The sequence below is a fragment of the Streptomyces sp. NPDC005799 genome, from assembly GCF_040630525.1.
GTDB lineage: Bacteria > Actinomycetota > Actinomycetes > Streptomycetales > Streptomycetaceae > Streptomyces > Streptomyces griseorubiginosus_B.
In genome coordinates this window covers 305351-326365 of record NZ_JBEXXQ010000001.1, presented here as the reverse complement: position 1 = coordinate 326365, position 21015 = coordinate 305351, and the positions used below count along the sequence as shown (strand labels likewise).

Genomic DNA, 21015 nt, shown 5'->3' with positions numbered 1-21015 from the left:
TCCCGTCCATGCCACGACCGGACGACCGCGCCGCCGGTTCAGTGGCAGGAGCTGAGGATTGAACGCGGGCCACGCGGTAACCCCGGCGTTGACCGCCATACGCCCCCCACCTTCTCACCCGAGTAAACCCGCCTTCCCTTCACCCCTTCACCTGACCACCCGTCACCTGACCCCCCGTGGGGAGCACCTATGACGACGCACACCCGTTCCGCCTCCCGCCTCCGGCACGACCCGCTCGTGCGTGGCCTCGGCTGGGCCAGTGCGCTCCTGGGCGTGCCCCAGGTCGCCGCCCCGGCCGGCTTCGCGCGGGCCCTGGGCGTGGACGACGCCCTCCGGCACCGCTCGGCCACGACCGCCGTCGGTGTGCGTGAACTGACGGCGGCGGCCGGGCTGTTGGGGCGGCCGCATCCCGCCTGGCTCTGGGCCCGCGTCGGTGGCGACCTCATGGACCTGACCATGTTGACCCGGGCCCTGAAGAACCACGACGGTCGCGGCCTGGGCCGCACCGTGGCCGCGACCGCCGCGGTCACCGCCATCACCGCCACGGACGTCTACGCGGCCGTGACCCGCACCCGTAGGAGCAGCCCCATGGAACTGACTGCGGCCACCACCGTCGTCCGGCCCCCGGATGAGGTGTACGCCCTCTGGCGGGATGTGGAGCGACTGCCGGACTTCATGGCGCACCTGGACGAGGTGCGCGTCACCGGTCCGCGCACCAGTCACTGGCGGGCCGGCGCGCCGTTCGGCAAGGCAGTGGAATGGGACGCCGAGACCACCCAGGACATCCCCGGCCGGCTGATCGCCTGGCGGTCGGTGGACGGCGCCGACATCGACAACTCCGGCGAGGTCCGCTTCGAGCCCGCCCCCGGCGGCCAGGGCACGGAGATCCGGGTGACCCTGCGCTACGACCTGCCCGGCGGGGCGCTGGGCAAGGCCGCGGCGCGCTACTTCGGCGAGGAACCGCACCAGCAACTGGACGACGACCTGCGCCGCTTCAAGCAGATCGTGGAGATCGGGGAGGTCGTCCGCTCCGAGGGCGCACCCGGCGGCAAGCGGGCCCGCGGCGAGTTCCCGCAGCACCCGGCCCGACCGCTGACCGAGGACGAACTGAAGGAGGCCCTGGCATGAAGGCGAACTGCTGGACGGGACGCAACTCGGTCGAGGTGCAGGAGGTACCGGACCCGTCGATCCTCAACAACCGCGACGCCATCGTGAAGATCACCTCCACGGCGATCTGCGGCTCCGACCTCCATCTACTCAACGGCTACGTCCCCACCATGCAAAAGGGCGACATCATGGGCCACGAGTTCATGGGCGAGGTCATCGAGGTCGGCCCCGGCATCAGCGACGGCAAACTCCGCGTCGGCGACCGGGTCGTCGTGCCCTTCCCCATCGCCTGCGGCGCCTGCGCGTCCTGCCGCGCGGAGCTGTACTCGTGCTGCGAGAACACCAACCCCAACGCCGGTATCTCGGAGAAGATGTTCGGCCATCCCACCGCCGGCATCTACGGCTACTCCCACCTCACCGGCGGCTTCGCCGGCGGCCAGGCCGAGTACGCCCGCGTGGTGCTCGCCGACACCAACGCCCTCAAGATCGAATCGGACCTCACCGACGAGCAGGTGCTGTTCCTGTCCGACATCCTGCCGACCGGATACATGGGCGCCGAGATGTGCGACATCCAGGACGGTGACGTCGTCGCCGTCTGGGGCGCCGGTCCGGTCGGCCAGTTCGCCATGGACAGCGCCCGGGTCCTGGGCGCGGAGAAGGTCATCGCGATCGACAAGGAGACCTACCGGCTCGACATGGCAGCCGCCCAGGGCTACACCACCGTCAACTTCGAGGACACCGACGTACGGTCCGCCCTCCTCGAACTCACCGGGGGCCGGGGCCCCGACAAGTGCATCGACGCGGTCGGCCTGGAGGCCACACACGGTGCCTCCCACGTCCACCTCTACGACCGCGCCAAGCAGGCGGTCCGCTCCGAGACCGACCGGCCGCACGCCCTGCGCCAGGCCATCCTGTCCTGCCGGAGCGGTGGCGTGGTGTCGGTCATCGGCGTCTACGGCGGGCTGATCGACACATTCCCGGCGGGCGCCTGGATGAACAGGTCCCTCACCCTGCGCACCGGCCAGTGCCACGTTCAGAAGTACATGAAGCCGCTGCTGGGCCTGATCGAGCAGGGCAAGATCGACCCCACCCGGATCATCACCCACCAGCTGCCCCTGACCGAGGCACCGACCGGCTACGACCTCTTCAAGAACAAGCAGGACCACTGCGAGAAGGTCGTCCTCACGCCCTGAGGGCGCAGAAGAGCCCCCTGGATCAGGTCTCCACGCCCCTCGCGGGGCCGACACTCAGAGCCCAGATCACAAAGCCGTCCACGATGATCAACGTGATGGCCCACAGCGGATACCAGGGGAGCCAGGCGAAGTTGGCGAGCATCGACAGACCCGCCACCGTGATACCGACGACACGGGCCCAGGTCATGCCTCGGAACAGGGCGAAGCCCGCGGCAGCGACGACGACACCGAGAATGAGGTGCAGCCAGCCCCACCCCGTCAGGTTCCACTGGAACGTGTAGTTGCGGGTGGAGACGAAGACGTCGTCATTGGCGATGGCGGCTATCCCCTGGAAGATCGCCATGACACCACCGAAGATCATCACAATCCCGGCGAAGACCGTCCAGCCGGTGGCCGCTGCGCTGTCACGAACGGCCGTGTCGTGGCGGTGAGTGTGCGTGGCCATGTGGACTCCTCTGCAAAGGTCGTCGCCGTCGACCCGACAGGGTCGGCGACCAGCACATATCCAGCGTCGCACGGAGCGCGGGGGACGGCAGCTCGGAGGGCGGGCACGCCGTGGTCCAGCGGCAGCGACGGGTACAAGGGCTCGCGCAGCCTCACTCCACTAGGACGTCACCGGCAACCGCGACCGCAAGAGCCCCGTGTGCTCAACCAATCGGGTGTTCCTGACATGGTGCGACGTTGCCCGGAATGCGATGTTGCCCCCTCCGGTGAATGGTGGAGGAATGAACCCGCACCACCAGCCCGAGCAGGCGCTCCAGATCGACAACCGGCTCATCACGATGGGTGCCGTACTCACGGCGGCCGGGGCCCTGCTGGCCGGCGCCGGCATGGCCGTCATGACATTCGCCGCGGTCACGGCAGGCAAACGCATGATCCGCAACATGGACGTGCCTCCCTCCCAGCAGGCGGCCATGAAGTGGCGGCAGGCCAAGGAGGCCTCCCGAGCAGGCATGGAAGCCTGGCATTCCGCGTCCGACGCTTAGAACGCTCGCGTGGCCGGCAGCCCTGAGCGGGACGCCGAGCAGCCCTGAGCGGGACGCCGGCCGACCACCGCGCGAGTCAGTGGAGGATCTTCTCCTTGGCCCGCTGGTATTCCTCGTCGGTGATGTCGCCCCGGGTGCGGATCTCGGAAAGCCTTGCGAGTTCGTCCACCTCGCTGGTGCCCGTGCTGCGGGCCGTCTCCCGGATGTAGCGATCGGCCTGCTCCTGTTGCGCTCTGGCATGGGCAAGTTCGCGCTCGCCCATGCCCTTGCCCCGGGCGATGAGGTAGACGAACACGCCCAGGAACGGAAGGACGACCGTGAAGACGAGCCATCCCGTCTTGGCCCATCCGCTCAGACGGTCGTCCCGGAAGATGTCGACGATGACGCGGAAGAGCAGGACGAACCACAGGATCCACAGGGCGATCCACATGATCGTCAGGAAGGCCCCCAGAACGGGGTAGTCGTATGCCAGGTACACGTTGCCGCCCATCGCTTGTCCCTTGTGAGTCGTCGCCTTGAGATCGCTGAGGCCGCGACACCGTGAGTCCTGCCCAGGAGCAGGCGCTCACGGGCCGCTGCGGTTGGTGGGGGTTACTCGTCCTCGGCGCTGAGTTCGAGCCCGAAGGCCTCGCCGATGGCGCGGGCCGCGGAGACCACCCGGGCGCTGCCCACCACGGGGGCGATCGCCACGAGCGTGCCCTGGATCCTCTCCAGTGGCACGCCGACTTCCGCGGCGGTGCCGATGTTGAGGAGGTAGGAGGGAGCGGACGCATCCATGGCCACCAGGGCCGCGATGCGTGCCAGCAGATACGTCTCCTGGTCCAGTCCCGAACGCTCGAAGGTGTCGAGGTTCATCTGGACGAGCGTCTCGAACACCGGAGCGTCGGCTTCAGCGAGGGCGGCCACGCCCTCTGCCCCTGTCTTGCCTTCCACCATGGTTCGCTCTCCTTCCGGGCGGCAGTGTCAGCACCTTCAGGAGACCGCGGCTCGGCGCCGTCGGCATCACCCGGGAGAGGTGATCGCCCGTTCGCCGCGAGAGAGTCCCGCCCGTCCAGGCACGGATAGCCCGTTGCCCGTCTCGTCTCGACATCACCGCCCGCTCCGAGACGGCGCAACGGGTTAGCGCTCGGCCGGGACGTCGAGTTCTTCGAGGAGGCCGCGGACTCGGCGCTCGATCTCGTCACGGATGGGACGGACCGCCTCCACGCCCTGACTTGCCGGGTCATCCAGCTGCCAGTCCAAGTACCGCTTGCCAGGGAAGACCGGGCAGGTGTCACCGCATCCCATGGTGATGCAGACATCCGATTCCTTGACCGCATCCACAGTAAGGATCTTCGGCGTTTCGGCAGAGATGTCGATGCCCACCTCGGCCATGACGGCTACGGCGGCGGGGTTGACCTGATCGCCCGGGTTGGAGCCAGCGGAGCGGACCTCGACGCGGTCTCCGGCCAGGTGGCTCAGCCACGCCGCGGCCATCTGCGAGCGGCCGGCATTGTGGACACAGACAAAGAGCACAGAGGGCTTGTCGGACATCAGGAGTCTCTCTTGATCTCGCGCCTGTACGGCGGCACAAAAGGGCACTCACACATCAGCACCCAGTGATGTCAGCCACCACTGATGTGTAAGTATAAGTGCATGCTGACGTCAGTCGACGCTGATCTGATCCGGGTTCTGGCCGACCCGCTCAGGCTTCAGATCGTCACCCTGCTCGCGAAAGAGACGCTGTGCACCACCCACCTCGTGGCGGAGACCGGTGCCCGGCAGACCAATCTCTCCAACCATCTGAAGGTGTTGCGCGAGGCGGGCATCGTCGAGACGGAGCCGTGCGGCCGTTTCACTTACTACAAGCTGCGCGCGGATGTCATCGCATCGCTCGCCGGCCAGTTCGCCGAGTTGGCCGAGTCCGCCCGTACCGCCGCAGAGAACAAGCGGTCCTGCCCCTGATCCCTCGCCGTCAGTCGGCGACTGCATGAAGGAGTTCTGTTGACCGCCACGCACGAGGCCGCCGCCGAGTCACCGATACCAGCCGCCGAACCTCAGCCCGCGCCAGGTGCCACCCCGCCCCGCAGGCCGCTGACTGCCCGCGCCGCCGCCGAACTCATCGGCACTGCGGCCCTCGTCGCAGTCGTCATCGGTTCCGGCGTCCAGGCCACCGAACTGACCAAGGACGTCGGAGTGCAGCTGCTCGCCAACTCCCTGGCCACCGTCTTCGGCCTCGGCGTCCTGATTCTCCTGCTCGGCCCCGTATCCGGCGCGCACTTCAACCCCGTGGTCACACTCGCCGAGTGGTGGACCGCCCGACGCGGCGGCGCAGGTGTGGCGATCCGCGAGGCAGCCGCCTACGTCCCCGCACAGATCCTCGGCGCGATCGCAGGCGCGATCCTGGCGGACGCGATGTTCGGCAAACCACTGGTGCAGTGGTCCACGCACGACCGGTCCGCCGGGCATCTGCTGCTGGGCGAGGTGGTGGCGACGGCGGGCCTGATCCTGTTGATCTTCGGCCTGGCCCGCACCGACCAACTGCGCTTCGCCCCCATTGCCGTCGCTTCCTACATCGGCGCCGCGTACTGGTTCACCTCGTCCACGTCGTTCGCCAACCCGGCTGTGACCATCGGCCGCACATTCAGCGACACCTTCGCGGGCATCGCGCCCGGCTCCCTGGTCGGTTTCATCGGCATGCAGTTGATCGGCGCCGTGGTCGGACTGGTATTGGCGGCTCTGATCTTCCCGCCCGCACGGCAGACCGCCGAGTAACACGCGCGCCCCAGGTGCTGGTGATCGGCGGCGGCCAATCCGGGCTCGCCGCCGGCTACTAACTGCGCCGCCAGGGCCTCGACTTCGTAATCCTCGACGCCCAGAGTGCTGCCGGCGGTGCCTGGCAGCACACCTGGGACTCGCGACATCGTCGCCGTCTCACCCGTCCGCGAAGCCCGTGACCGACGTCTGCTCACCGCGAGCCCGATACCCACCCGTCTCGTCCCTGGAGACGTCGAGTGGGCCGATGGGACCAGAGCCGAGGCCGACGCGATCATTGAGGCCACATCGCCACCGACGGCACGCGCGCAGTGGACGAGCCCTGCCTGCACCTGCTCGGCTACGGCGACTGGACCGGCCCCGCCTCCGCCACCCTCGTCGGCGTCGGCCGACCGGCGCGTGACGCAGCCCGCGAGATCGCCGATGCCCTCTTGTAGACGACCCCCAGCAAACATGCGAAGAGGGGAGACCTCCAGCCGTACTCGCCATCGCTCCTCGTGAGTCCGGCAGCTGGTTCAGGAGCCAGAAGGCGAGGACCATCGTTCTCCCAGGTATCTCGGCGCGGCCGAGCCTGAGAAGCGAAGGGGAAGTGGCAGCCATGGACGAGGAGTGTCCACTGGATCGGCAGGCCGTCAGCGCCGAGTGGGAACGTGTGCGGGTCGACTTCCACCGACTCCTCACAGAGGCGAGCCACGCCGATCTGTCGCGTCCGACGGACGGGACACGGTGGACCAACGAGCAGCTGCTCTTCCACATGCTCTTCGGCTACATGCTCGTCCGCATTCTCCTGTCCCTGGTGGGCGTCTTCACACGGTTGCCAGGCGCAATTGGCAGGACGTTCGCCCGTCTGCTGGACGCCGCGGACCAGCCATTTCATGTCGTCAACTACGTCACCTCCGTGCTCGGCACGCTCTACTTCAACCGCCGCCGCATGGGGGCAAAAATGGATCGCACTCTCTCTGCGCTGCATCGGCGTCTCGACCGCGAGGACGAAACCACGCTCCGGCACGGCATGCCCTACCCGCCCCGCTGGGACCCGTACTTCCAGGGCTGGATGACGCGCGCCGACCTGTACCGCTACCCCACTCAGCATTACGACTTCCACCGCGCTCAGCTCACGCTCGGCGCTGAACACCACTGACTGTGGTCAGGCTCCCGCCCCGCCGCTCAAGCCGCTGTCGGCGCGATCGTCAGCAATGCGCCCATCGCCGCCAGCACCGAGGGCTCAACCCGGTAGTACACCCAGGTGCCACGCCGCTCGGAGCTCAGCAGCCCGGCATCCTTGAGCTTCTTCAGATGATGGGAAACGGTCGGCTGCGAGACACCGACATCGGAAATATCGCAGACACACGCCTCGCCTCCCTCATGCGAGGCGACCGCGGTGAAGAGCCGCAATCGCACCGGATCACCCAGCGCTTTGAACATCCGTGCGGCCGTCTCCGCCTCTTCCGCAGTGAACGGACGCTCGGTCAGTGGCGGACAGCACTGGGCCCCGCCCTCCGGCGCCTCGGGCTCAAGCAGCGGCAGCGCCTTCATGTTCGACATGCTTCTATGTTGACATATGTCGAATCAGTGAGGGCCACATGGAGCGATCACGGCTCGCCACTGATTCGATGAATGTCTATATTGACGCTCATCGATGCAAGTGTCATCCTTGGCGAGCGAGACATCGACAGACGTCGAATCAAAGGGGGACACCGTGAACGCGCCCACCACCGATCAGCTACCCGTCGTGGTCATCGGGGCTGGCCCCGCCGGCCTGGCCGCTGCTGCTCACCTCGTCGAGCGCGGCCTTGAACCGCTGGTCCTGGAGGCCGGACCCTCAGCCGGCACCGCCGTACGCGACTGGTCGCACGTCCGGTTGTTCTCCCCGTGGGCGGAGGTCACGGACCCCGCCGCCGAAAAGCTTCTTGCCCCCACCGGCTGGACCCGCCCCGACGGCGCCATCTACCCCACCGGCGGCGACTGGGCGGAGCACTACCTCCAGCCTCTCGCCGATGTCCTGGGCGACAAGGTCCGCTACGGTGCGACCGTCACGGGCGTGGCTCGCGCGGGGCGGGATCGCATCGTCGACGCCGACCGCGACCAGCAGCCGTTCACTGTCCACATCCAAACGGCCGACGGGGGCGAGGAACGCATCACGGCCCGTGCTGTCATCGACGCTTCCGGCACCTGGAGCGTCCCCAGCCCCATGGGCGCCGACGGCCTGCCCGCTCTCGGCGAGAAGGCGGCGACCGCCCAGATCTCCTACCGGGTACCCGACCTCAGGGACCCGGCGGTCCGGGCCCGGTACACAGGCAAACGCATTGCCGTCGTCGGCTCCGGTGCCTCTGCCTTCACCGCACTCGCCTACCTCGCCGACTTGGCCGCAGAGGAGCCGGGAACGCACACCGCATGGATTTTGCGTCGGGGCATCGGCGCGAACACCTACGGTGGTGGCGAAGCCGACCAGCTCCCCGCTCGCGGCGCCCTGGGCCTACGCGCCAAGGCCGCAGTCGAGGCCGGACACGCCAGCGCGGTCACGGGTTTCCGCACCCGGGCAGTAGAGCGCGACGGTGACCGGCTTGCCCTGGTCGCCGAAGACGGCCGCCGCCTCGACCCGGTCGACGAGGTCATCGTGCTCACGGGATTCCGCCCCGATCTGTCCTTTCTCTCCGAGGTCCGCCTCGGCCTCGACGAGCGCCTCCAGGCCCCGACCGCACTGGCCCCGCTCATCGACCCCAACGTCCATTCCTGCGGCACCGTCTACCCGCACGGCGTGAACGAGCTGTCCCACCCCGAAGAGGGCATTTACCTGGTCGGCATGAAGTCCTACGGCCGCGCCCCGACCTTCCTCGCGATGACCGGCTACGAACAGGTCCGCTCCATCGCCGCCGCCATCGCCGGCGACCCCGAAGCCGCTGAGCGCGTCGAACTGACCCTGCCCGAAACCGGGGTCTGCGGCGGCGCGGGTCTCTACGAGGACCCCGACGCGGGCCGGAGCGGTGAAGGCGGAGGCTGCTGCGCCGCCCCGGCCGCTCTCCAGATCGGCATCGGCGCACCGACCGCCTCCGGTGGCTGCTGACGACCTGCCGATGACGGACGTCCACGGAGCTGAGGCCGCGGCCGGTACGGGGGAACCGGTCGCGGCCTGGCGCCGCCCTACCGGCACTCTGCGCCACACGGATCACCAGTTGGGGAATCGTCTACTACGCCTTCCCTGTGCTGAATCCCGAGATCACCGCCGCAACCGGCTGGTCCAGTGCGTGTGATCGCTCGAAGCAGGCGCCGGACCAGCGTTCTTGACCGTCACCGGAAGCAGCTTCTTCCCGGTCGGGCCGATTTGTAGGGCCGGGTCCATCTGCGGGCACGGCGCTAGGGAAATCCCCCAGCGCGGGGGGTATTCCGGAAGGGGCAACGCACGCCGTCAGCCTTCGATCCGGGGTGCCTTCGCCCAGCGGCACCATTCTCGTCACTCGTGCCAGGCGACGCTTTCACGGCATGATCCTCGTCAGCATCAATAGATCTGGGGGGACCTATGACTCGCACCGCCATGCTGTTCACCGTCGTCCTACTCGTCAGTCTCACCGCCTGCGGAAGCAGAGACGACGCCAGACACCACGACGCACACCCGAAGAGCAGGCCAACCGCCAGCCAAGGGGACCGTTACCTCAAGGTAGCCCAAGACATGCCGTACACCGAGGGCAAGCCAACGGATCAGGAGCTTCTCGACTTCCCGCCGAAGTGGTGCAACGGACTGGCGCAAGGGCACAGCGTGGGAGATCTCTTTGATCTGCACGGGGACGACCTGTACCCAGCTGGCCAGCACTGGGGCTTGAAGCAGGCCGACGCCAACGAGCTACTGGTAACGGCCGTGAACGTCTACTGCCCGGACTACTGGAAGCAGGTGACTCAAGACATCAGATCCAACGGCGGCCTCTGAGCGCCGCTGCCAGAAGAGCACGCCGCTAAACCCACTCCAGGACTGGATGCCCACACCGCTCCCACGCCCCGGCAGCGGCGTTCTCGGGACGTCCTGAGGAACCGGCCGCGCCTTCAGGACCCCGAGAGGCCCGAGCGTTGCGGCCACATCGTCCTCGCTAGCCCCCGCCAGGGCGTCAGCGATCCGCGCCAGAGCCTCGCTTCACCTCAGTGGCTGTGTCCGCTGGTCGGAGCGTCCTTCTTGACCGTCAGCGGCAGCAACTTCTTGCCCGTCGGGCCGACCTGGATGTGGGTGTCCATCTGCGGACACACCCCGCAGTCGAAGCACGGCGTCCACCGGCAGTCCTCGACCTCCGTTTCGTCGAGGGCGTCCTGCCAGTCCTCCCAGAGCCAGTCCTTGTCGAGGCCGGAGTCGAGGTGGTCCCAGGGGAGGACCTCCTCGTAGGAGCGCTCGCGGGTGGTGTACCAGTCGACGTCGACGCCGAGCGGGGTCAGGGCCTTGTCGGCGCAGGCCATCCAGCGGTCGTAGGAGAAGTGCTCGCGCCAGCCGTCGAAGCGGCCGCCGTCCTCGTAGACGGCGCGGATGACCGCGCCGATGCGGCGGTCGCCCCGGGAGAGCAGGCCCTCGACGATGCCCGGCTTGCCGTCGTGGTAGCGGAAGCCGATCGAGCGGCCGTACTTCTTGTCGCCGCGGATCTTGTCGCGGAGCTTCTCGAGGCGGGAGTCCGTCTCCTCGGCGGAGAGCTGGGGCGCCCACTGGAAGGGGGTGTGGGGCTTGGGGACGAAGCCGCCGATGGAGACCGTGCAGCGGATGTCGTTGGAGCGGGAGACCTCCCGGCCCTTGGCGATCACCTTGGTCGCCATGTCGGCGATCTGCAGGACGTCCTCGTCGGTCTCGGTGGGCAGGCCGCACATGAAGTAGAGCTTGACCTGGCGCCAGCCGTTGCCGTAGGCCGTGGCGACGGTCCGGATGAGGTCGTCCTCCGAGACCATCTTGTTGATGACCTTGCGCATGCGCTCCGAGCCGCCCTCGGGGGCGAAGGTCAGGCCGGAGCGGCGGCCGTTGCGGGTCAGTTCGTTCGCCAGGTCGACGTTGAAGGCGTCGACGCGGGTGGAGGGGAGGGAGAGGCCGATCTTGTCTTCCTCGTAGCGGTCGGCGAGGCCCTTGGCGATGTCGCCGATCTCCGAGTGGTCCGCCGAGGACAGGGACAGCAGGCCCACCTCCTCGAAGCCCGTCGCCTTCAGGCCCTTCTCCACCATCTCGCCGATGCCGGTGATGGAACGCTCACGGACCGGGCGCGTGATCATGCCGGCCTGGCAGAAGCGGCAGCCGCGGGTGCAGCCGCGGAAGATCTCCACCGACATGCGCTCGTGGACGGTCTCGGCCAGCGGGACCAGGGGCTGCTTGGGGAACGGCCACTCGTCGAGGTCCATGACCGTGTGCTTGGACACGCGCCAGGGCACGCCCGAGCGGTTGGGGACCACGCGGGCGATGCGGCCGTCGGGGAGGTACTCGACGTCGTAGAACGCCGGGATGTAGACCCCTCCGGTCTTCGCGAGGCGCAGGAGGACCTCCTCGCGGCCGCCGGGGCGGCCCTCCGCCTTCCAGCCCTGGATGATCTTCGTCATGTCGAGGACGGCCTGCTCGCCGTCGCCGATGATCGCCGCGTCGATGAAGTCCGCGATCGGCTCGGGGTTGAAGGCGGCATGCCCGCCCGCGAGGACGATCGGGTCGTCGAGCGTACGGTCCTTCGACTCCAGGGGGATGCCGGCCAGGTCCAGGGCGGTGAGCATGTTCGTGTAGCCGAGCTCCGTGGAGAAGGACAGGCCGAACACGTCGAAGGCCTTCACGGGGCGGTGGCTGTCCACGGTGAACTGCGGGACGCCGTGTTCCCGCATCAGCGCCTCCAGGTCCGGCCACACGCTGTAGGTGCGCTCGGCGAGGACGCCCTCCTGCTCGTTCAGCACCTCATAGAGGATCATGACGCCCTGGTTGGGCAGGCCGACCTCGTAGGCGTCCGGGTACATCAGCGCCCAGCGGACGTCACAGGACTCCCAGGGCTTGACCGTGGAGTTGAGTTCTCCGCCGACGTACTGGATCGGCTTCTGCACGTGCGGGAGCAGAGCTTCGAGCTGCGGGAACACAGACTCGGCGGCCGCAGTGACTTCGGCAGGCATCTCGCGAACCTTCGTGGGTCGGACGGATCTGACAGGACTGACTGGACTGACAGCAGTGATCTGACAGGGGTGACCATCTAGCCTAACGCGGGCCGGGCATCCCTCCGTACGTTCAGACCTCCGCACCGTCCCTCACCGACGCCCACATCCCCGGCAGCTCCGTCTCCGCCAGCTCCGCCCGCCGCTCCTCTCGCCCGTACAGCAGGCCGTACGTGAAGGAGCTCTCCCCCGCCGCGTGCGCCACGGCGGACAGCTCGCGCAGGGTCTGGCGGGTCATGACGCTGTCCTGGTGGTCGCCGAGCAGGGTCTGGAGGGACTTCATCGACTTCAGCAGGGCGGTCGCCGGGTCGCCGAGCGCGGGGACGGCCGCCTCCGCCGAGTAGCGGGTCCGCTTGGCCTTCTTGCGGGCCTCGTGCAGGGCGAGGTCGCGGTCCTGGCCGGGCGGCAGGGCCACGGCCCGTTCGACGAGCTCGGTGAGTTTTCCGAAGTCGTTCCGTACGGCCTTGGAGATCACCTTCTCGGGCTTGCCGGCGGCCGCCTTCAGCAGGGGCGGGGCGTCGACCAGCGCGTCCAGGGCGTCGAGCAGGGCGAGGTAGCGCTTGGAGTCCAGGACGCCGGTCAGCCTGCGGCGCGAGCCGCCGCGGCGGGCGTTCGCCCACAGGCGCATCCGGGTGCGGACGGGGCCGTGGATCAGGGGGCGGGGCACCTCGGCGAGGGCGGCGGTGAGGCGCTCGGTCAGCACCTCGCGGTCGCGGTCCACGCCGAGTTCGCCGGCCAGCCACTTCAGCTCCTCGCCGAGTGGGCCGGTGATCTCGCGGTCGAGGACCTTGCCGTAGGAGCGGAAGGCGCTGCGCATGCGCCGGGTGGCGACGCGCATGCGGTGCACGGAGTCGTACGCGTCCTGCCGTACCGCCGGATCCAGTTCGACGATCGCGTCCCGCTGTTCGCGCAGGTAGGCGAGGACGTGGTCGCCGGCGGTCACGGGGGCCTGCGGCGTGGCCTGCTTGCGCTTCTTCTTGCCGCCGGGTGCCGTATCCGCGAGCGCCCGGGCCAGCTTGGAGGCGGACTTCGAGGGCCGTACGCCCGCCTTGCGCAGCCGTTTGTCGACCTTGTCGAGGAAGGCGGGGTCGCCGTCGTCGGCGAGTTCGACCTCCAGTTCGGTCCACTGGGCGCTGCCGCCGGCGTCGGTGAGCCGTTCGGCCTGTACGGCGTCCATGCTCACCTCGGCGAGCAGGCGGCCGTCGGCGTCGACGAGGTCCCGCAGGTCGCGGTCGGAGCGCAGGCGGACCACTGGCAGTAGTTCGGCGTCGCGGATCCGGGAGCGGACCAGGCCGGCGATGGCGCGCGGGACGGTGTCGGACAGCGGGGCGTGGATCTCGTCGCGGACGCCGGGGGCGACGGGGAACTTCAGGTGCCAGCCGGCGTCGGAGCCTCCGGTGCGGCGGCGCAGGGTGATGGAGGACCGGGCGAGACGCTCGTCGGCGGTGTCGTAGTAGGTGGCGTCGAGGTGGGCGACACCCTTGTCGATGACGGCCGCGACACCGGCCACGCCGGTCAGGTCCGGCAGGCCACTGTCGTCGGATTCGTACTTTCGCTCGATCTCGCGCTTTGTGTCCGCCATGACCTGAATCTAGTGGGATTCCGCTTCCGGCGGCAGGGCCCATGGGGCATGAATGCCGGGTGGACCCAGGGGTAACACGGGGTGTCCTGGGTGTCCTATGCCGACATGGGTCTCTGTACCTTGATCGACTGCAGCAGTCCCACGGCCACCCACACCGCGAACATGGATGAGCCGCCGTACGACACGAAGGGCAGCGGCAGGCCGGTGACCGGCATGATCCCCAGGGTCATGCCGATGTTCTCGAAGGACTGGAAGGCGAACCAGGCGACGATCCCGGCCGCGACGATGGTGCCGTACAGCTCGGTGGAGTCGCGGGCGATGCGGCAGGCCCGCCACAGGACCACGCCGAGCAGGAAGATGATCAGTCCCGCGCCGACGAAGCCCAGCTCCTCCCCCGCGACCGTGAAGACGAAGTCCGTCTGCTGTTCCGGGACGAACTGGCCGGTGGTCTGCGAGCCGTGGAAGAGCCCGGCGCCGGTCAGTCCGCCCGAACCGATCGCGATACGGGCCTGGTTGGTGTTGTAGCCGACACCGGCCGGGTCGAGGCTGGGGTTGGCGAAGGCGGCGAAGCGGTTGATCTGGTACTCGTCCAGGATGTGCAGCTGCCAGATGGCGACGCAGCCGACGATGCCGGCGGTGAGCAGGCCGAAGACCCAGCGGTTGGAGGCACCGGAGGCGAGCAGCACGCCCAGGATGATCGTCACCAGGACCAGGACCGTGCCGAGGTCGGGCATGAGCAGCACGATCATGATCGGTACGGCGGCCAGGCCCAGCGCCTGCAGGACCGTGCGGTGGTCGGGGTAGGGCCGGTCGCCCGCGTCCACCCGGGCCGAGAGCAGCATGGCCATGCCGAGGATGATCGAGACCTTCACGAACTCGGCAGGCTGCAGGGAGAAGCCGCCGCCGAGGACGATCCAGTTGCGGCTGCCGTTGATGGTGGCGCCGAGCGGGGTGAGCACCAGCAGCACGCCGAACAGGGAGATGCCGTAGAGGATGGGCACGACGTTGCGCAGGGTGCGGTGGCCGAGCCAGATCGTGCCGACCATCAGGGCGAACCCGATGCCGGTGTTCATGATGTGCCGGATGAGGAAGTAGTACGGGTCGCCCTGGTTGATCTCCGTGCGGTTGCGGGTCGCGGAGAAGACCAGGAGCGAGCCGATCCCGGACAGCGCGAGGGCCGACAGCAGCATCGGCCAGTCCAGCCGGCGGGTGAGCGAGTCGCGGGCGAACAGCCGGGTCCAGCCCGCGGGCCGGGGCCCGTACCCGGAGACGGAGAAGCTGTTGGCTCCGGTCATGTCGGCATCCTCCGGCTCCCCCTCTTACGAGGTCGCCTGCGGGTGGTGCGGTTGGTGGCCGTCGGTGAGGGGGTGGTCCCGGCGGGCTGGGTGCCGTCCGGGGAGGTGGTGCTCTGTTCGGTGGCCTTCTGCAGGTCCTTGACGGGGTCCTTGGCGACCTTGGGGGAGGCGATCGTGCCGTCCGCCTTGACCTTCGGCAGGCCCTTCTGCGGGGTGGGCAGCAGCGCCTTGCCCTTGTCGATCGAGCCGTCGGGCTGGACGCCGTAGAGGGCGCTGTAGATGTTGCGCACGGCCTCACCGGAGGCGCCGGAACCCGTACCGGCCTGGGCGATCGTCATGACGATCGTGTAGTCCTTGGAGTAGGTGGCGAGCCAGGAGGTGGTCTGCTTGCCGTAGACCTCCGCGGTACCGGTCTTGGCGTGCAGCTCGATCCTGTCCTGGGGCCAGCCCTGGAACTTCCAGGCGGCGGTACCGCTGGTGATGACGCCGGCGAGGGCCTTGTCCATGCCCTTGAGGGTGGCCTGGGTGACGGGCAGCTTGGCCTTGACCTTGGGCTTGATCTCCTGGACGGTCCTGCCGTCGGCGCTGATGACCGCCTTGCCGATGGTGGGCACGTACTCGGTGCCGCCGTTGGCGAGGGCGCCGTAGATCATGGCCTCCTGGATCGGCGTGACGAGGGTGTCGCCCTGGCCGATGGAGTAGTTGATCGAGTCACCCTCGCGCATCTTGTTGCCCTCGAGGCAGTTCTCGTAGGCGATCTTCTCGACGTAGCTGCCGTCCTTCTTGCCGGACTTGCACCAGGCGTCCTTGTTGGCCTTCCAGTAGGACTCCTTCCACTGGCGGTCGGGGACGCGGCCGGTGACCTCGTTGGGCAGGTCGACGCCGGTCTCCTTGCCGAGGCCGAACTGGTGGGCGGCCTTGTAGAAGTAGTCCTTGGGCTGGCCCTTCCTGGGGTTGATGCCGCCGTCCTTCTTCCACTGCTGGTCGGCGAGGCCGTAGAAGACGGTGTCGCAGGAGACCTCCAGGGCGCGGCCGAGGGAGATCGGGCCGAAGTTCTCGCCCTCGAAGTTCTTGAAGACCTGGCCGCCCACCGAGTACGAGCTGGTGCAGGGGTAGCCGCCGTCCCATGCGTAGCCGGCCTCGACCGCGGCAGCCGTGGAGACCACCTTGAAGGTCGAACCGGGCGCGGACTGACCCTGTATGGCCCTGTTGAGCAGCGGGTAGTCGGAGTCCTTGCCGGTGAGCTGCTTGTAGTCCCTGGCGGAGATGCCGCCCACCCAGACGTTCGGGTCGTAGGTCGGCGCGGACGCCATGGCGACGATACGGCCGGTCTTGGCCTCCATCACCACGACGGCACCGGAGTCGGCCTTGTAGTTCTCGCCGGTGATCGAGTCGAACTGCTCGCGGGCCTTCTTCATCGCGGTGTTCAGCTCGTACTCGGCGACGCGCTGGACGCGGGAGTCGATGCTGGTGACCAGGTTCGAACCGGGCTCGGAGGCGTCGGACTTGGCCTTGCCGATGACCCGGCCGAGGTTGTCGACCTCGTAGCGGGTGACGCCGGCCTTGCCGCGCAGCGCCTTGTCGTACTCGCGCTCCAGGCCCGAGCGGCCGACCTGGTCGGAGCGCAGATAGGGCGAGTCGGTGTTCTTGGCCTGCTGGATCTCGTTGTCGGTGACCGGCGAGAGGTAGCCGAGGACCTGGGCGGTGTTGGCCTTGCCCGGCGAGGGGTAGCGGCGCACGGCCTCGGGCTCGGCGGTGATGCCGGGGAAGTCCTCGGAGCGCTCACGGATCTGCAGGGCCTGACGGGGCGTCGCCTCGTCGGTGATCGGGATCGGCTGGTAGGGCGAGCCGTTCCAGCACGGCTGGGGCGTCTTGGCGTCGCACAGCCGGACCTTCTGCATGACCTCCGCGGGCTTCATACCGAGGACCCCGGCCAGCTTGGTGAGGACGGCCCTGCCGTCGTCCTTCATCTTCAGCAGGTCGGTGCGGGAGGCGGAGACGACCAGCCGGGTCTCGTTGTCCGCGAGGGGCACGCCCCGCGCGTCCAGGATCGAGCCGCGCACGGCGGGCTGGACGACCTGCTGGACGTGGTTGCCCGACGCCTCCTTCTGGTACTGGGAGCCCTCCCGGATCTGCAGGTACCACAGCCGGCCGCCGAGGGTGCCGAGCAGGGAGAGGACGAGGATCTGGATGACGACGAGCCTGATCTGGACCCGTGGGGTCCGACCCGTCTCGGGAATGTTGGTCACTGCGGCTGCCTCCCCCTCTCAGCGTGTAGGTGTGTCATATCCGACCGAGCTGTGAACGCCGGCCGGGAACTCCGCCGCCCTCACAGCCGCTTGACCCCCTTGATGCGGCCCACCCGCGCGGTGCGGGTCCGGGCCCGGGTCTTCAGGGCGCCGAGGCCGCCGCGCTGGCCGCCGATCTTCAGGCCGGTGCCGTTGGAGATCCAGCCGGTGGAGATGTCGGTGGCCTTCTTGCCGGCGGAGGAGGTCTCGGCGAGCGGGTCGTTGTCCGCGCGCCGGGCCAGCGCCATGATCCCGGGGACCACGAACGGGGCGAGCAGCAGGTCGTACAGGGCGGCCGTGAACAGCAGGCTGACCAGGCCGACATGGCGGGCGGCGGTGTCGCCGACGAGGGCGCCGACACCGGCGTACAGCAGGGTGGAGCCGATCGCCGCGGCGACCACGACGACCATGGGGCCGGTGGCCGACTTGAGTCTGCCGTTCTCCGGTTTGATCAGCCCGGCGAGGTAGCCGGTGACGCACAGCACCAGGGCGTAGCGCCCGGCCGCGTGGTCGGCCGGGGGCGCGAGGTCGGCGAGCAGACCGGCGGCGAAGCCGACGAGGGCGCCGCCCACATGGCCGTACACCATGGCCAGGCCGAGGACGGTCAGCAGCAGCAAGTCGGGGACGGCGCCCGGGAGATGGAGCCGGGCGAGGACGCTCACCTGGATCACCAGGGCGACGACGACCAGCGCCGAGGAGAGCAGGATCCGGTTGACGCGCATGGGGATTCAGCTCCTACTGCTGCTGGGTCTGGCCGTCGAGGGACGCGGTCGCCGAGGGCGTGACCGTGACGGTGACCGTCGGCGTCGGGGTCGGCTTGGGCTTGGGCGGCAGCACTGTGTCGCGCGGGTCCTTCTTCGGGGCCTCGACGACGACGCCGACGATGTCGAGCTTGGTGAAGCCGACGTACGGCGTGACGTAGATGGTGCGGGTCAGGCCGCCCTCGGAGGGCTCGACGCGGGAGACCACGCCGACCGGGACACCGGGCACGAAGGGCTTGTCGGCCTCGGAGCCGAAGGTGACCAGGCGGTCGCCCTTCTTCACGTCGGCCTTGCCGTTGAGGAGTTCGACGCGCAGCGGCCGGTCGCCCTGGCCGGAGGCGAAGCCGAGTTCGTCGCTGGCCTCCATGCGGGTGCCGACGGTGAAGTCGGGGTCGTTGGCGAGGAGGACGGTCGAGGTGTTCGGGCCGACGGTGGTGACGCGGCCGACGAGACCGTCGCCGTTGAGCACGGTCATGTCCCGCTTGATGCCGTCGTTGGCGCCGACGTCGATGGTGATGGTCCAGGAGAAGCCCTGGGCCGCCCCTATGGCGATGACCTCGGCGCCCTTGATGCCGTACTGGCCCTCGCCGGCGATCCGCATCATCTTGTCGAGCTGTTTGAGCCGGCTGGCGTTGCGGTCGTCGCTGCCCAGCTTGGCCTTGAGGGCCGCGTTCTCCTGCTCCAGCCGGGCGAGCCGGTCGTGCTTGGTGCCGGAGTCGCGGATCGCGGAGACGGCGTTGCCGACCGGGTCGACCGCTGACGACACGCCGTTCTCGATGGGCCCGAAGACGGTGGCGGCGGCCTGTCGGGCACCGTCGACCGGGGAGTCCTCCCCGCCGCGGATGTCCACCGTGATCAGCGCGAACGCGACGGCGATCAGCAGCACCAGGAGCAGCCGGCTCTCTCTCGTGTCCCTCACGTGCGGCGGCCGTGCCTTCCTCATAGGAATGTGCGGGTGTTCAGGTATTCGTGATGCCGAGGCTTATGCGAGCTTATGCCTCTATATCAACGATCCGCCGCACGAGAGGAGATCATCTCGTACGGCGGAATCGAAGAGTTACGTCATCTGCGCGGCTGGGCGTCCAGGACCTGCTGGAGCGCCTCGAACTCCTCGACGCACTTGCCGGAGCCGAGCGCCACGCTGTCCAGGGGGTCCTCGGCGATGTGGATCGGCATGCCCGTCTCGCGGCGAAGCCTTTCGTCAAGTCCGCGCAGCAGCGCGCCCCCGCCGGTGAGGACGATCCCCCGGTCCATGATGTCGCCGGACAGCTCCGGCGGGCACTTGTCGAGGGTCGTCTTGACGGCGTCGACGATGGCGTTGACCGGCTCCTCGATCGCCTTGCGCACTTCGGCGGCCGAGATGACGACGGTCTTGGGCAGCCCGGAGACGAGGTCCCGGCCGCGGATTTCGGTGTGCTCGTCGGAGTCCAGGTCGTACGCCGAACCGATCGTGATCTTGATCTGCTCGGCCGTCCGCTCACCGAGGAGGAGGGAGTACTCCTTCTTGATGTGCTGGATGATCGCGTTGTCCAGTTCGTCGCCCGCGACGCGGATGGACTGGGCGGTGACGATGCCGCCGAGCGAGATGACCGCGACCTCCGTGGTGCCGCCGCCGATGTCCACCACCATGTTGCCCGTGGCCTCGTGGACCGGCAGGCCGGAGCCGATGGCCGCGGCCATGGGCTCCTCGATGATGTGCACCTGGCGGGCGCCGGCCTGGGACGACGCCTCGATGACGGCGCGGCGCTCGACGCCGGTGATGCCCGAGGGCACACAGACGACGACCCGCGGACGGGCCAGATACCGCCGCTTGTGGATCTTCAGGATGAAGTAGCGGAGCATCCGTTCGGTGATCTCGAAGTCGGCGATCACGCCGTCCTTCAGCGGTCGCACGGCGACGATGTTGCCGGGCGTGCGCCCGATCATCTTCTTCGCCTCCGCGCCGACCGCGAGAATTCCACCGGTGTTCGTGTTGATCGCGACGACGGACGGCTCGTTGAGTACGATCCCGCGACCCCTGACGTACACCAGCGTGTTGGCGGTCCCGAGGTCGACAGCCATGTCACGGCCGATGAACGACATTGAGTTCCCCATCAGGATTCGTCTGGCCTTCCTGGGAGCTTTTGAGGGCTTGTCAGGTAGGCGAAGTGGGTGCTGTGACGTGAAGGCTTCCATCGTAGACGCGCCTTCGCGAACACTGCGGGAGGGTCTTCGCCATTGTCAGCAGATGATGCGCGGCTCCGCTTGTGGAGACGGGCGTTCGGGGGCACTCGTTCCCTCGATCGCCGGTGCATATGCAGGAAGTCCGGGGACAATACACCGAACTTCCCGACGTGCTGCCGCGGGGGTTACGCGCGGCCAGGGAAGAAGATCTTCACCTCGCGCTCCGCGGACTCCTCGGAGTCGGAGGCGTGGATCAGGTTCTCCCGGACGATGACGCCGTAGTCGCCGCGGATGGAGCCGGGGGCGGCGGCGATCGGGTCGGTCGGTCCGGCCAGCGCCCGCACGCCTTCGATCACCCGCTCACCCTCGACGATCAGGGCGACGACCGGGCCGGAGGCCATGAACTGAACCAGCGGCTCGTAGAAGGGCTTGCCCTTGTGCTCGCCGTAGTGCTGCTCCAGCGTGTCCTGGTCCAGCGTGCGCAGCTCCAGCGCGGTGATCTGCCAGCCGGCCTTGCGCTCGATACGGCTGATGATCTCGCCGGTCAGGCCACGGCGGACTGCGTCGGGCTTGAGCAGGACGAGGGTGCGCTGGGTCACGACGGCTCCTAATGGATCAATGGGGTGCGCTGTGTTCAGGGGCCTGTCGTCAAACTCCCGCCGTCCGCCCCCCCGGGCGAGCGGGGGTTTTGGGAAAGGCCCGGGGGTTAAAAGGGGGGTGGGGGGGCGGGTGAAACAACCGCCAGGGT

The 21015-nt window shown here is 68.5% G+C and carries 21 protein-coding genes and 1 pseudogene; 9 read left to right on the top strand and 13 right to left on the bottom strand.

Annotated features, from left to right (window positions below; genetic code table 11):
• Nucleotides 1-189 precede the first annotated feature (189 nt).
• Nucleotides 190-1128 carry an SRPBCC family protein gene (locus tag ABZ453_RS01395; RefSeq protein ID WP_359010368.1) on the top strand — a complete coding sequence of 313 codons (939 nt, stop codon included), beginning with the start codon at nt 190-192 and terminating at the stop codon, nt 1126-1128.
• Nucleotides 1125-2300: a zinc-dependent alcohol dehydrogenase gene (locus ABZ453_RS01390; protein WP_359010366.1), complete on the top strand. Its 1176-nt coding sequence runs from the start codon at nt 1125-1127 to the stop codon at nt 2298-2300. The genes ABZ453_RS01395 and ABZ453_RS01390 overlap by 4 nt, the downstream gene beginning before the upstream one ends.
• Nucleotides 2301-2322: 22 nt before the next feature.
• Here ABZ453_RS01390 and ABZ453_RS01385 read toward each other — a convergent pair whose 3' ends face one another.
• Nucleotides 2323-2745 carry a hypothetical protein gene (locus ABZ453_RS01385; protein ID WP_359010364.1) on the bottom strand — a complete coding sequence of 141 codons (423 nt, stop codon included), beginning with the start codon at nt 2743-2745 and terminating at the stop codon, nt 2323-2325.
• Nucleotides 2746-3025: 280 nt separating this feature from the next.
• Between ABZ453_RS01385 and ABZ453_RS01380 the strand changes: the two genes are divergently transcribed.
• Nucleotides 3026-3286 (top strand): hypothetical protein, encoded by a 261-nt coding sequence (locus ABZ453_RS01380; RefSeq protein ID WP_359010362.1) that lies wholly within the window; start codon nt 3026-3028, stop codon nt 3284-3286.
• A 76-nt stretch (nt 3287-3362) separates the two neighbouring features.
• Here the strand turns inward: ABZ453_RS01380 and ABZ453_RS01375 are convergent, their stop codons facing one another.
• The 3 genes from ABZ453_RS01375 to ABZ453_RS01365 form a co-directional block, all read right to left on the bottom strand.
• Entirely contained in the window at nt 3363-3776 is a 414-nt protein-coding gene (locus ABZ453_RS01375) for an SHOCT domain-containing protein (RefSeq protein WP_359010360.1), read from the bottom strand.
• Between the two features lie 101 nt (nt 3777-3877).
• Nucleotides 3878-4222 (bottom strand): carboxymuconolactone decarboxylase family protein, encoded by a 345-nt coding sequence (locus tag ABZ453_RS01370; protein WP_359010358.1) that lies wholly within the window; start codon nt 4220-4222, stop codon nt 3878-3880.
• 183 nt (nt 4223-4405) lie between these two features.
• Nucleotides 4406-4819, bottom strand: coding sequence for an arsenate reductase ArsC (locus ABZ453_RS01365; RefSeq protein WP_359010356.1), 414 nt, complete (start codon nt 4817-4819; stop codon nt 4406-4408).
• Nucleotides 4820-4921: 102 nt separating this feature from the next.
• Between ABZ453_RS01365 and ABZ453_RS01360 the strand changes: the two genes are divergently transcribed.
• The 4 genes and pseudogenes from ABZ453_RS01360 to ABZ453_RS01345 all read left to right on the top strand — a co-directional run bounded on the left by ABZ453_RS01360 (nt 4922) and on the right by ABZ453_RS01345 (nt 7181).
• A complete protein-coding gene (locus tag ABZ453_RS01360) occupies nt 4922-5230 on the top strand; it encodes a metalloregulator ArsR/SmtB family transcription factor (RefSeq protein ID WP_359010354.1) in 309 nt (102 codons plus the stop codon).
• 39 nt (nt 5231-5269) lie between these two features.
• Entirely contained in the window at nt 5270-6040 is a 771-nt protein-coding gene (locus tag ABZ453_RS01355) for an MIP/aquaporin family protein (protein WP_359010352.1), read from the top strand.
• A gap of 144 nt (nt 6041-6184) precedes the next feature.
• Nucleotides 6185-6477 (top strand): annotated as a pseudogene (locus ABZ453_RS01350) (pyridine nucleotide-disulfide oxidoreductase); the annotation flags it as partial.
• Between the two features lie 161 nt (nt 6478-6638).
• Nucleotides 6639-7181: a DinB family protein gene (locus ABZ453_RS01345; RefSeq protein WP_359010350.1), complete on the top strand. Its 543-nt coding sequence runs from the start codon at nt 6639-6641 to the stop codon at nt 7179-7181.
• Nucleotides 7182-7207: 26 nt separating this feature from the next.
• On the opposite strand, the gene ABZ453_RS01340 is transcribed toward ABZ453_RS01345, so the two are convergent.
• Nucleotides 7208-7585 carry a metalloregulator ArsR/SmtB family transcription factor gene (locus ABZ453_RS01340; protein ID WP_359010348.1) on the bottom strand — a complete coding sequence of 126 codons (378 nt, stop codon included), beginning with the start codon at nt 7583-7585 and terminating at the stop codon, nt 7208-7210.
• 154 nt (nt 7586-7739) lie between these two features.
• Here ABZ453_RS01340 and ABZ453_RS01335 point away from each other — a divergent pair, with 154 nt between their 5' ends.
• Nucleotides 7740-9104 (top strand): FAD-dependent oxidoreductase, encoded by a 1365-nt coding sequence (locus tag ABZ453_RS01335; protein WP_359010346.1) that lies wholly within the window; start codon nt 7740-7742, stop codon nt 9102-9104.
• 468 nt (nt 9105-9572) lie between these two features.
• Nucleotides 9573-9962, top strand: a complete 390-nt coding sequence (locus ABZ453_RS01330) for a hypothetical protein (protein ID WP_359010344.1) — start codon at nt 9573-9575, stop codon at nt 9960-9962.
• A 206-nt stretch (nt 9963-10168) separates the two neighbouring features.
• Here the strand turns inward: ABZ453_RS01330 and ABZ453_RS01325 are convergent, their stop codons facing one another.
• The 8 genes from ABZ453_RS01325 to ndk form a co-directional block, all read right to left on the bottom strand.
• Complete coding sequence (locus ABZ453_RS01325; RefSeq protein ID WP_359010342.1) at nt 10169-12139, bottom strand: TIGR03960 family B12-binding radical SAM protein; 1971 nt, start codon at nt 12137-12139, stop codon at nt 10169-10171.
• 112 nt (nt 12140-12251) lie between these two features.
• Nucleotides 12252-13760 (bottom strand): CYTH and CHAD domain-containing protein, encoded by a 1509-nt coding sequence (locus ABZ453_RS01320; RefSeq protein ID WP_359010340.1) that lies wholly within the window; start codon nt 13758-13760, stop codon nt 12252-12254.
• 95 nt (nt 13761-13855) lie between these two features.
• Nucleotides 13856-15055, bottom strand: coding sequence for a rod shape-determining protein RodA (gene rodA, locus ABZ453_RS01315; RefSeq protein ID WP_359010339.1), 1200 nt, complete (start codon nt 15053-15055; stop codon nt 13856-13858).
• Nucleotides 15052-17304 (bottom strand): penicillin-binding protein 2, encoded by a 2253-nt coding sequence (gene mrdA, locus ABZ453_RS01310; protein ID WP_359010337.1) that lies wholly within the window; start codon nt 17302-17304, stop codon nt 15052-15054. Before mrdA ends, rodA begins: the two co-directional genes overlap by 4 nt.
• Nucleotides 17305-17384: 80 nt before the next feature.
• Nucleotides 17385-18065, bottom strand: coding sequence for a rod shape-determining protein MreD (gene mreD, locus ABZ453_RS01305; RefSeq protein WP_359010335.1), 681 nt, complete (start codon nt 18063-18065; stop codon nt 17385-17387).
• Nucleotides 18066-18078: 13 nt separating this feature from the next.
• The gene (gene mreC / locus ABZ453_RS01300) at nt 18079-19023 is read right to left on the bottom strand and encodes a rod shape-determining protein MreC (protein ID WP_359010333.1); all 945 of its coding nucleotides are present in this window, start codon (nt 19021-19023) and stop codon (nt 18079-18081) included.
• Between the two features lie 143 nt (nt 19024-19166).
• Nucleotides 19167-20186 carry a rod shape-determining protein gene (locus ABZ453_RS01295; RefSeq protein WP_004001297.1) on the bottom strand — a complete coding sequence of 340 codons (1020 nt, stop codon included), beginning with the start codon at nt 20184-20186 and terminating at the stop codon, nt 19167-19169.
• Nucleotides 20187-20452: 266 nt separating this feature from the next.
• Nucleotides 20453-20866, bottom strand: coding sequence for a nucleoside-diphosphate kinase (ndk, locus tag ABZ453_RS01290; protein WP_133040996.1), 414 nt, complete (start codon nt 20864-20866; stop codon nt 20453-20455).
• Nucleotides 20867-21015: the final 149 nt, after the last annotated feature.

What these genes read in the sequence shown, in the direction of transcription:
- ABZ453_RS01370 (WP_359010358.1), bottom strand. Translation starts at nt 4,222, where the DNA reads ATGGTGGAAGGCAAGACAGGGGCAGAGGGCGTGGCCGCCCTCGCTGAA.
- ABZ453_RS01375 (WP_359010360.1), bottom strand. Translation starts at nt 3,776, where the DNA reads ATGGGCGGCAACGTGTACCTGGCATACGACTACCCCGTTCTGGGGGCC.
- ABZ453_RS01295 (WP_004001297.1), bottom strand. Translation starts at nt 20,186, where the DNA reads ATGTCGTTCATCGGCCGTGACATGGCTGTCGACCTCGGGACCGCCAAC.
- ABZ453_RS01325 (WP_359010342.1), bottom strand. Translation starts at nt 12,139, where the DNA reads ATGCCTGCCGAAGTCACTGCGGCCGCCGAGTCTGTGTTCCCGCAGCTC.
- ABZ453_RS01340 (WP_359010348.1), bottom strand. Translation starts at nt 7,585, where the DNA reads ATGTCGAACATGAAGGCGCTGCCGCTGCTTGAGCCCGAGGCGCCGGAG.
- ABZ453_RS01380 (WP_359010362.1), top strand. Translation starts at nt 3,026, where the DNA reads ATGAACCCGCACCACCAGCCCGAGCAGGCGCTCCAGATCGACAACCGG.
- ABZ453_RS01320 (WP_359010340.1), bottom strand. Translation starts at nt 13,760, where the DNA reads ATGGCGGACACAAAGCGCGAGATCGAGCGAAAGTACGAATCCGACGAC.
- ABZ453_RS01345 (WP_359010350.1), top strand. Translation starts at nt 6,639, where the DNA reads ATGGACGAGGAGTGTCCACTGGATCGGCAGGCCGTCAGCGCCGAGTGG.
- ABZ453_RS01360 (WP_359010354.1), top strand. Translation starts at nt 4,922, where the DNA reads ATGCTGACGTCAGTCGACGCTGATCTGATCCGGGTTCTGGCCGACCCG.
- ABZ453_RS01365 (WP_359010356.1), bottom strand. Translation starts at nt 4,819, where the DNA reads ATGTCCGACAAGCCCTCTGTGCTCTTTGTCTGTGTCCACAATGCCGGC.
- ABZ453_RS01385 (WP_359010364.1), bottom strand. Translation starts at nt 2,745, where the DNA reads ATGGCCACGCACACTCACCGCCACGACACGGCCGTTCGTGACAGCGCA.
- ABZ453_RS01395 (WP_359010368.1), top strand. Translation starts at nt 190, where the DNA reads ATGACGACGCACACCCGTTCCGCCTCCCGCCTCCGGCACGACCCGCTC.
- rodA (WP_359010339.1), bottom strand. Translation starts at nt 15,055, where the DNA reads ATGACCGGAGCCAACAGCTTCTCCGTCTCCGGGTACGGGCCCCGGCCC.
- ABZ453_RS01390 (WP_359010366.1), top strand. Translation starts at nt 1,125, where the DNA reads ATGAAGGCGAACTGCTGGACGGGACGCAACTCGGTCGAGGTGCAGGAG.
- ABZ453_RS01330 (WP_359010344.1), top strand. Translation starts at nt 9,573, where the DNA reads ATGCTGTTCACCGTCGTCCTACTCGTCAGTCTCACCGCCTGCGGAAGC.
- mreD (WP_359010335.1), bottom strand. Translation starts at nt 18,065, where the DNA reads ATGCGCGTCAACCGGATCCTGCTCTCCTCGGCGCTGGTCGTCGTCGCC.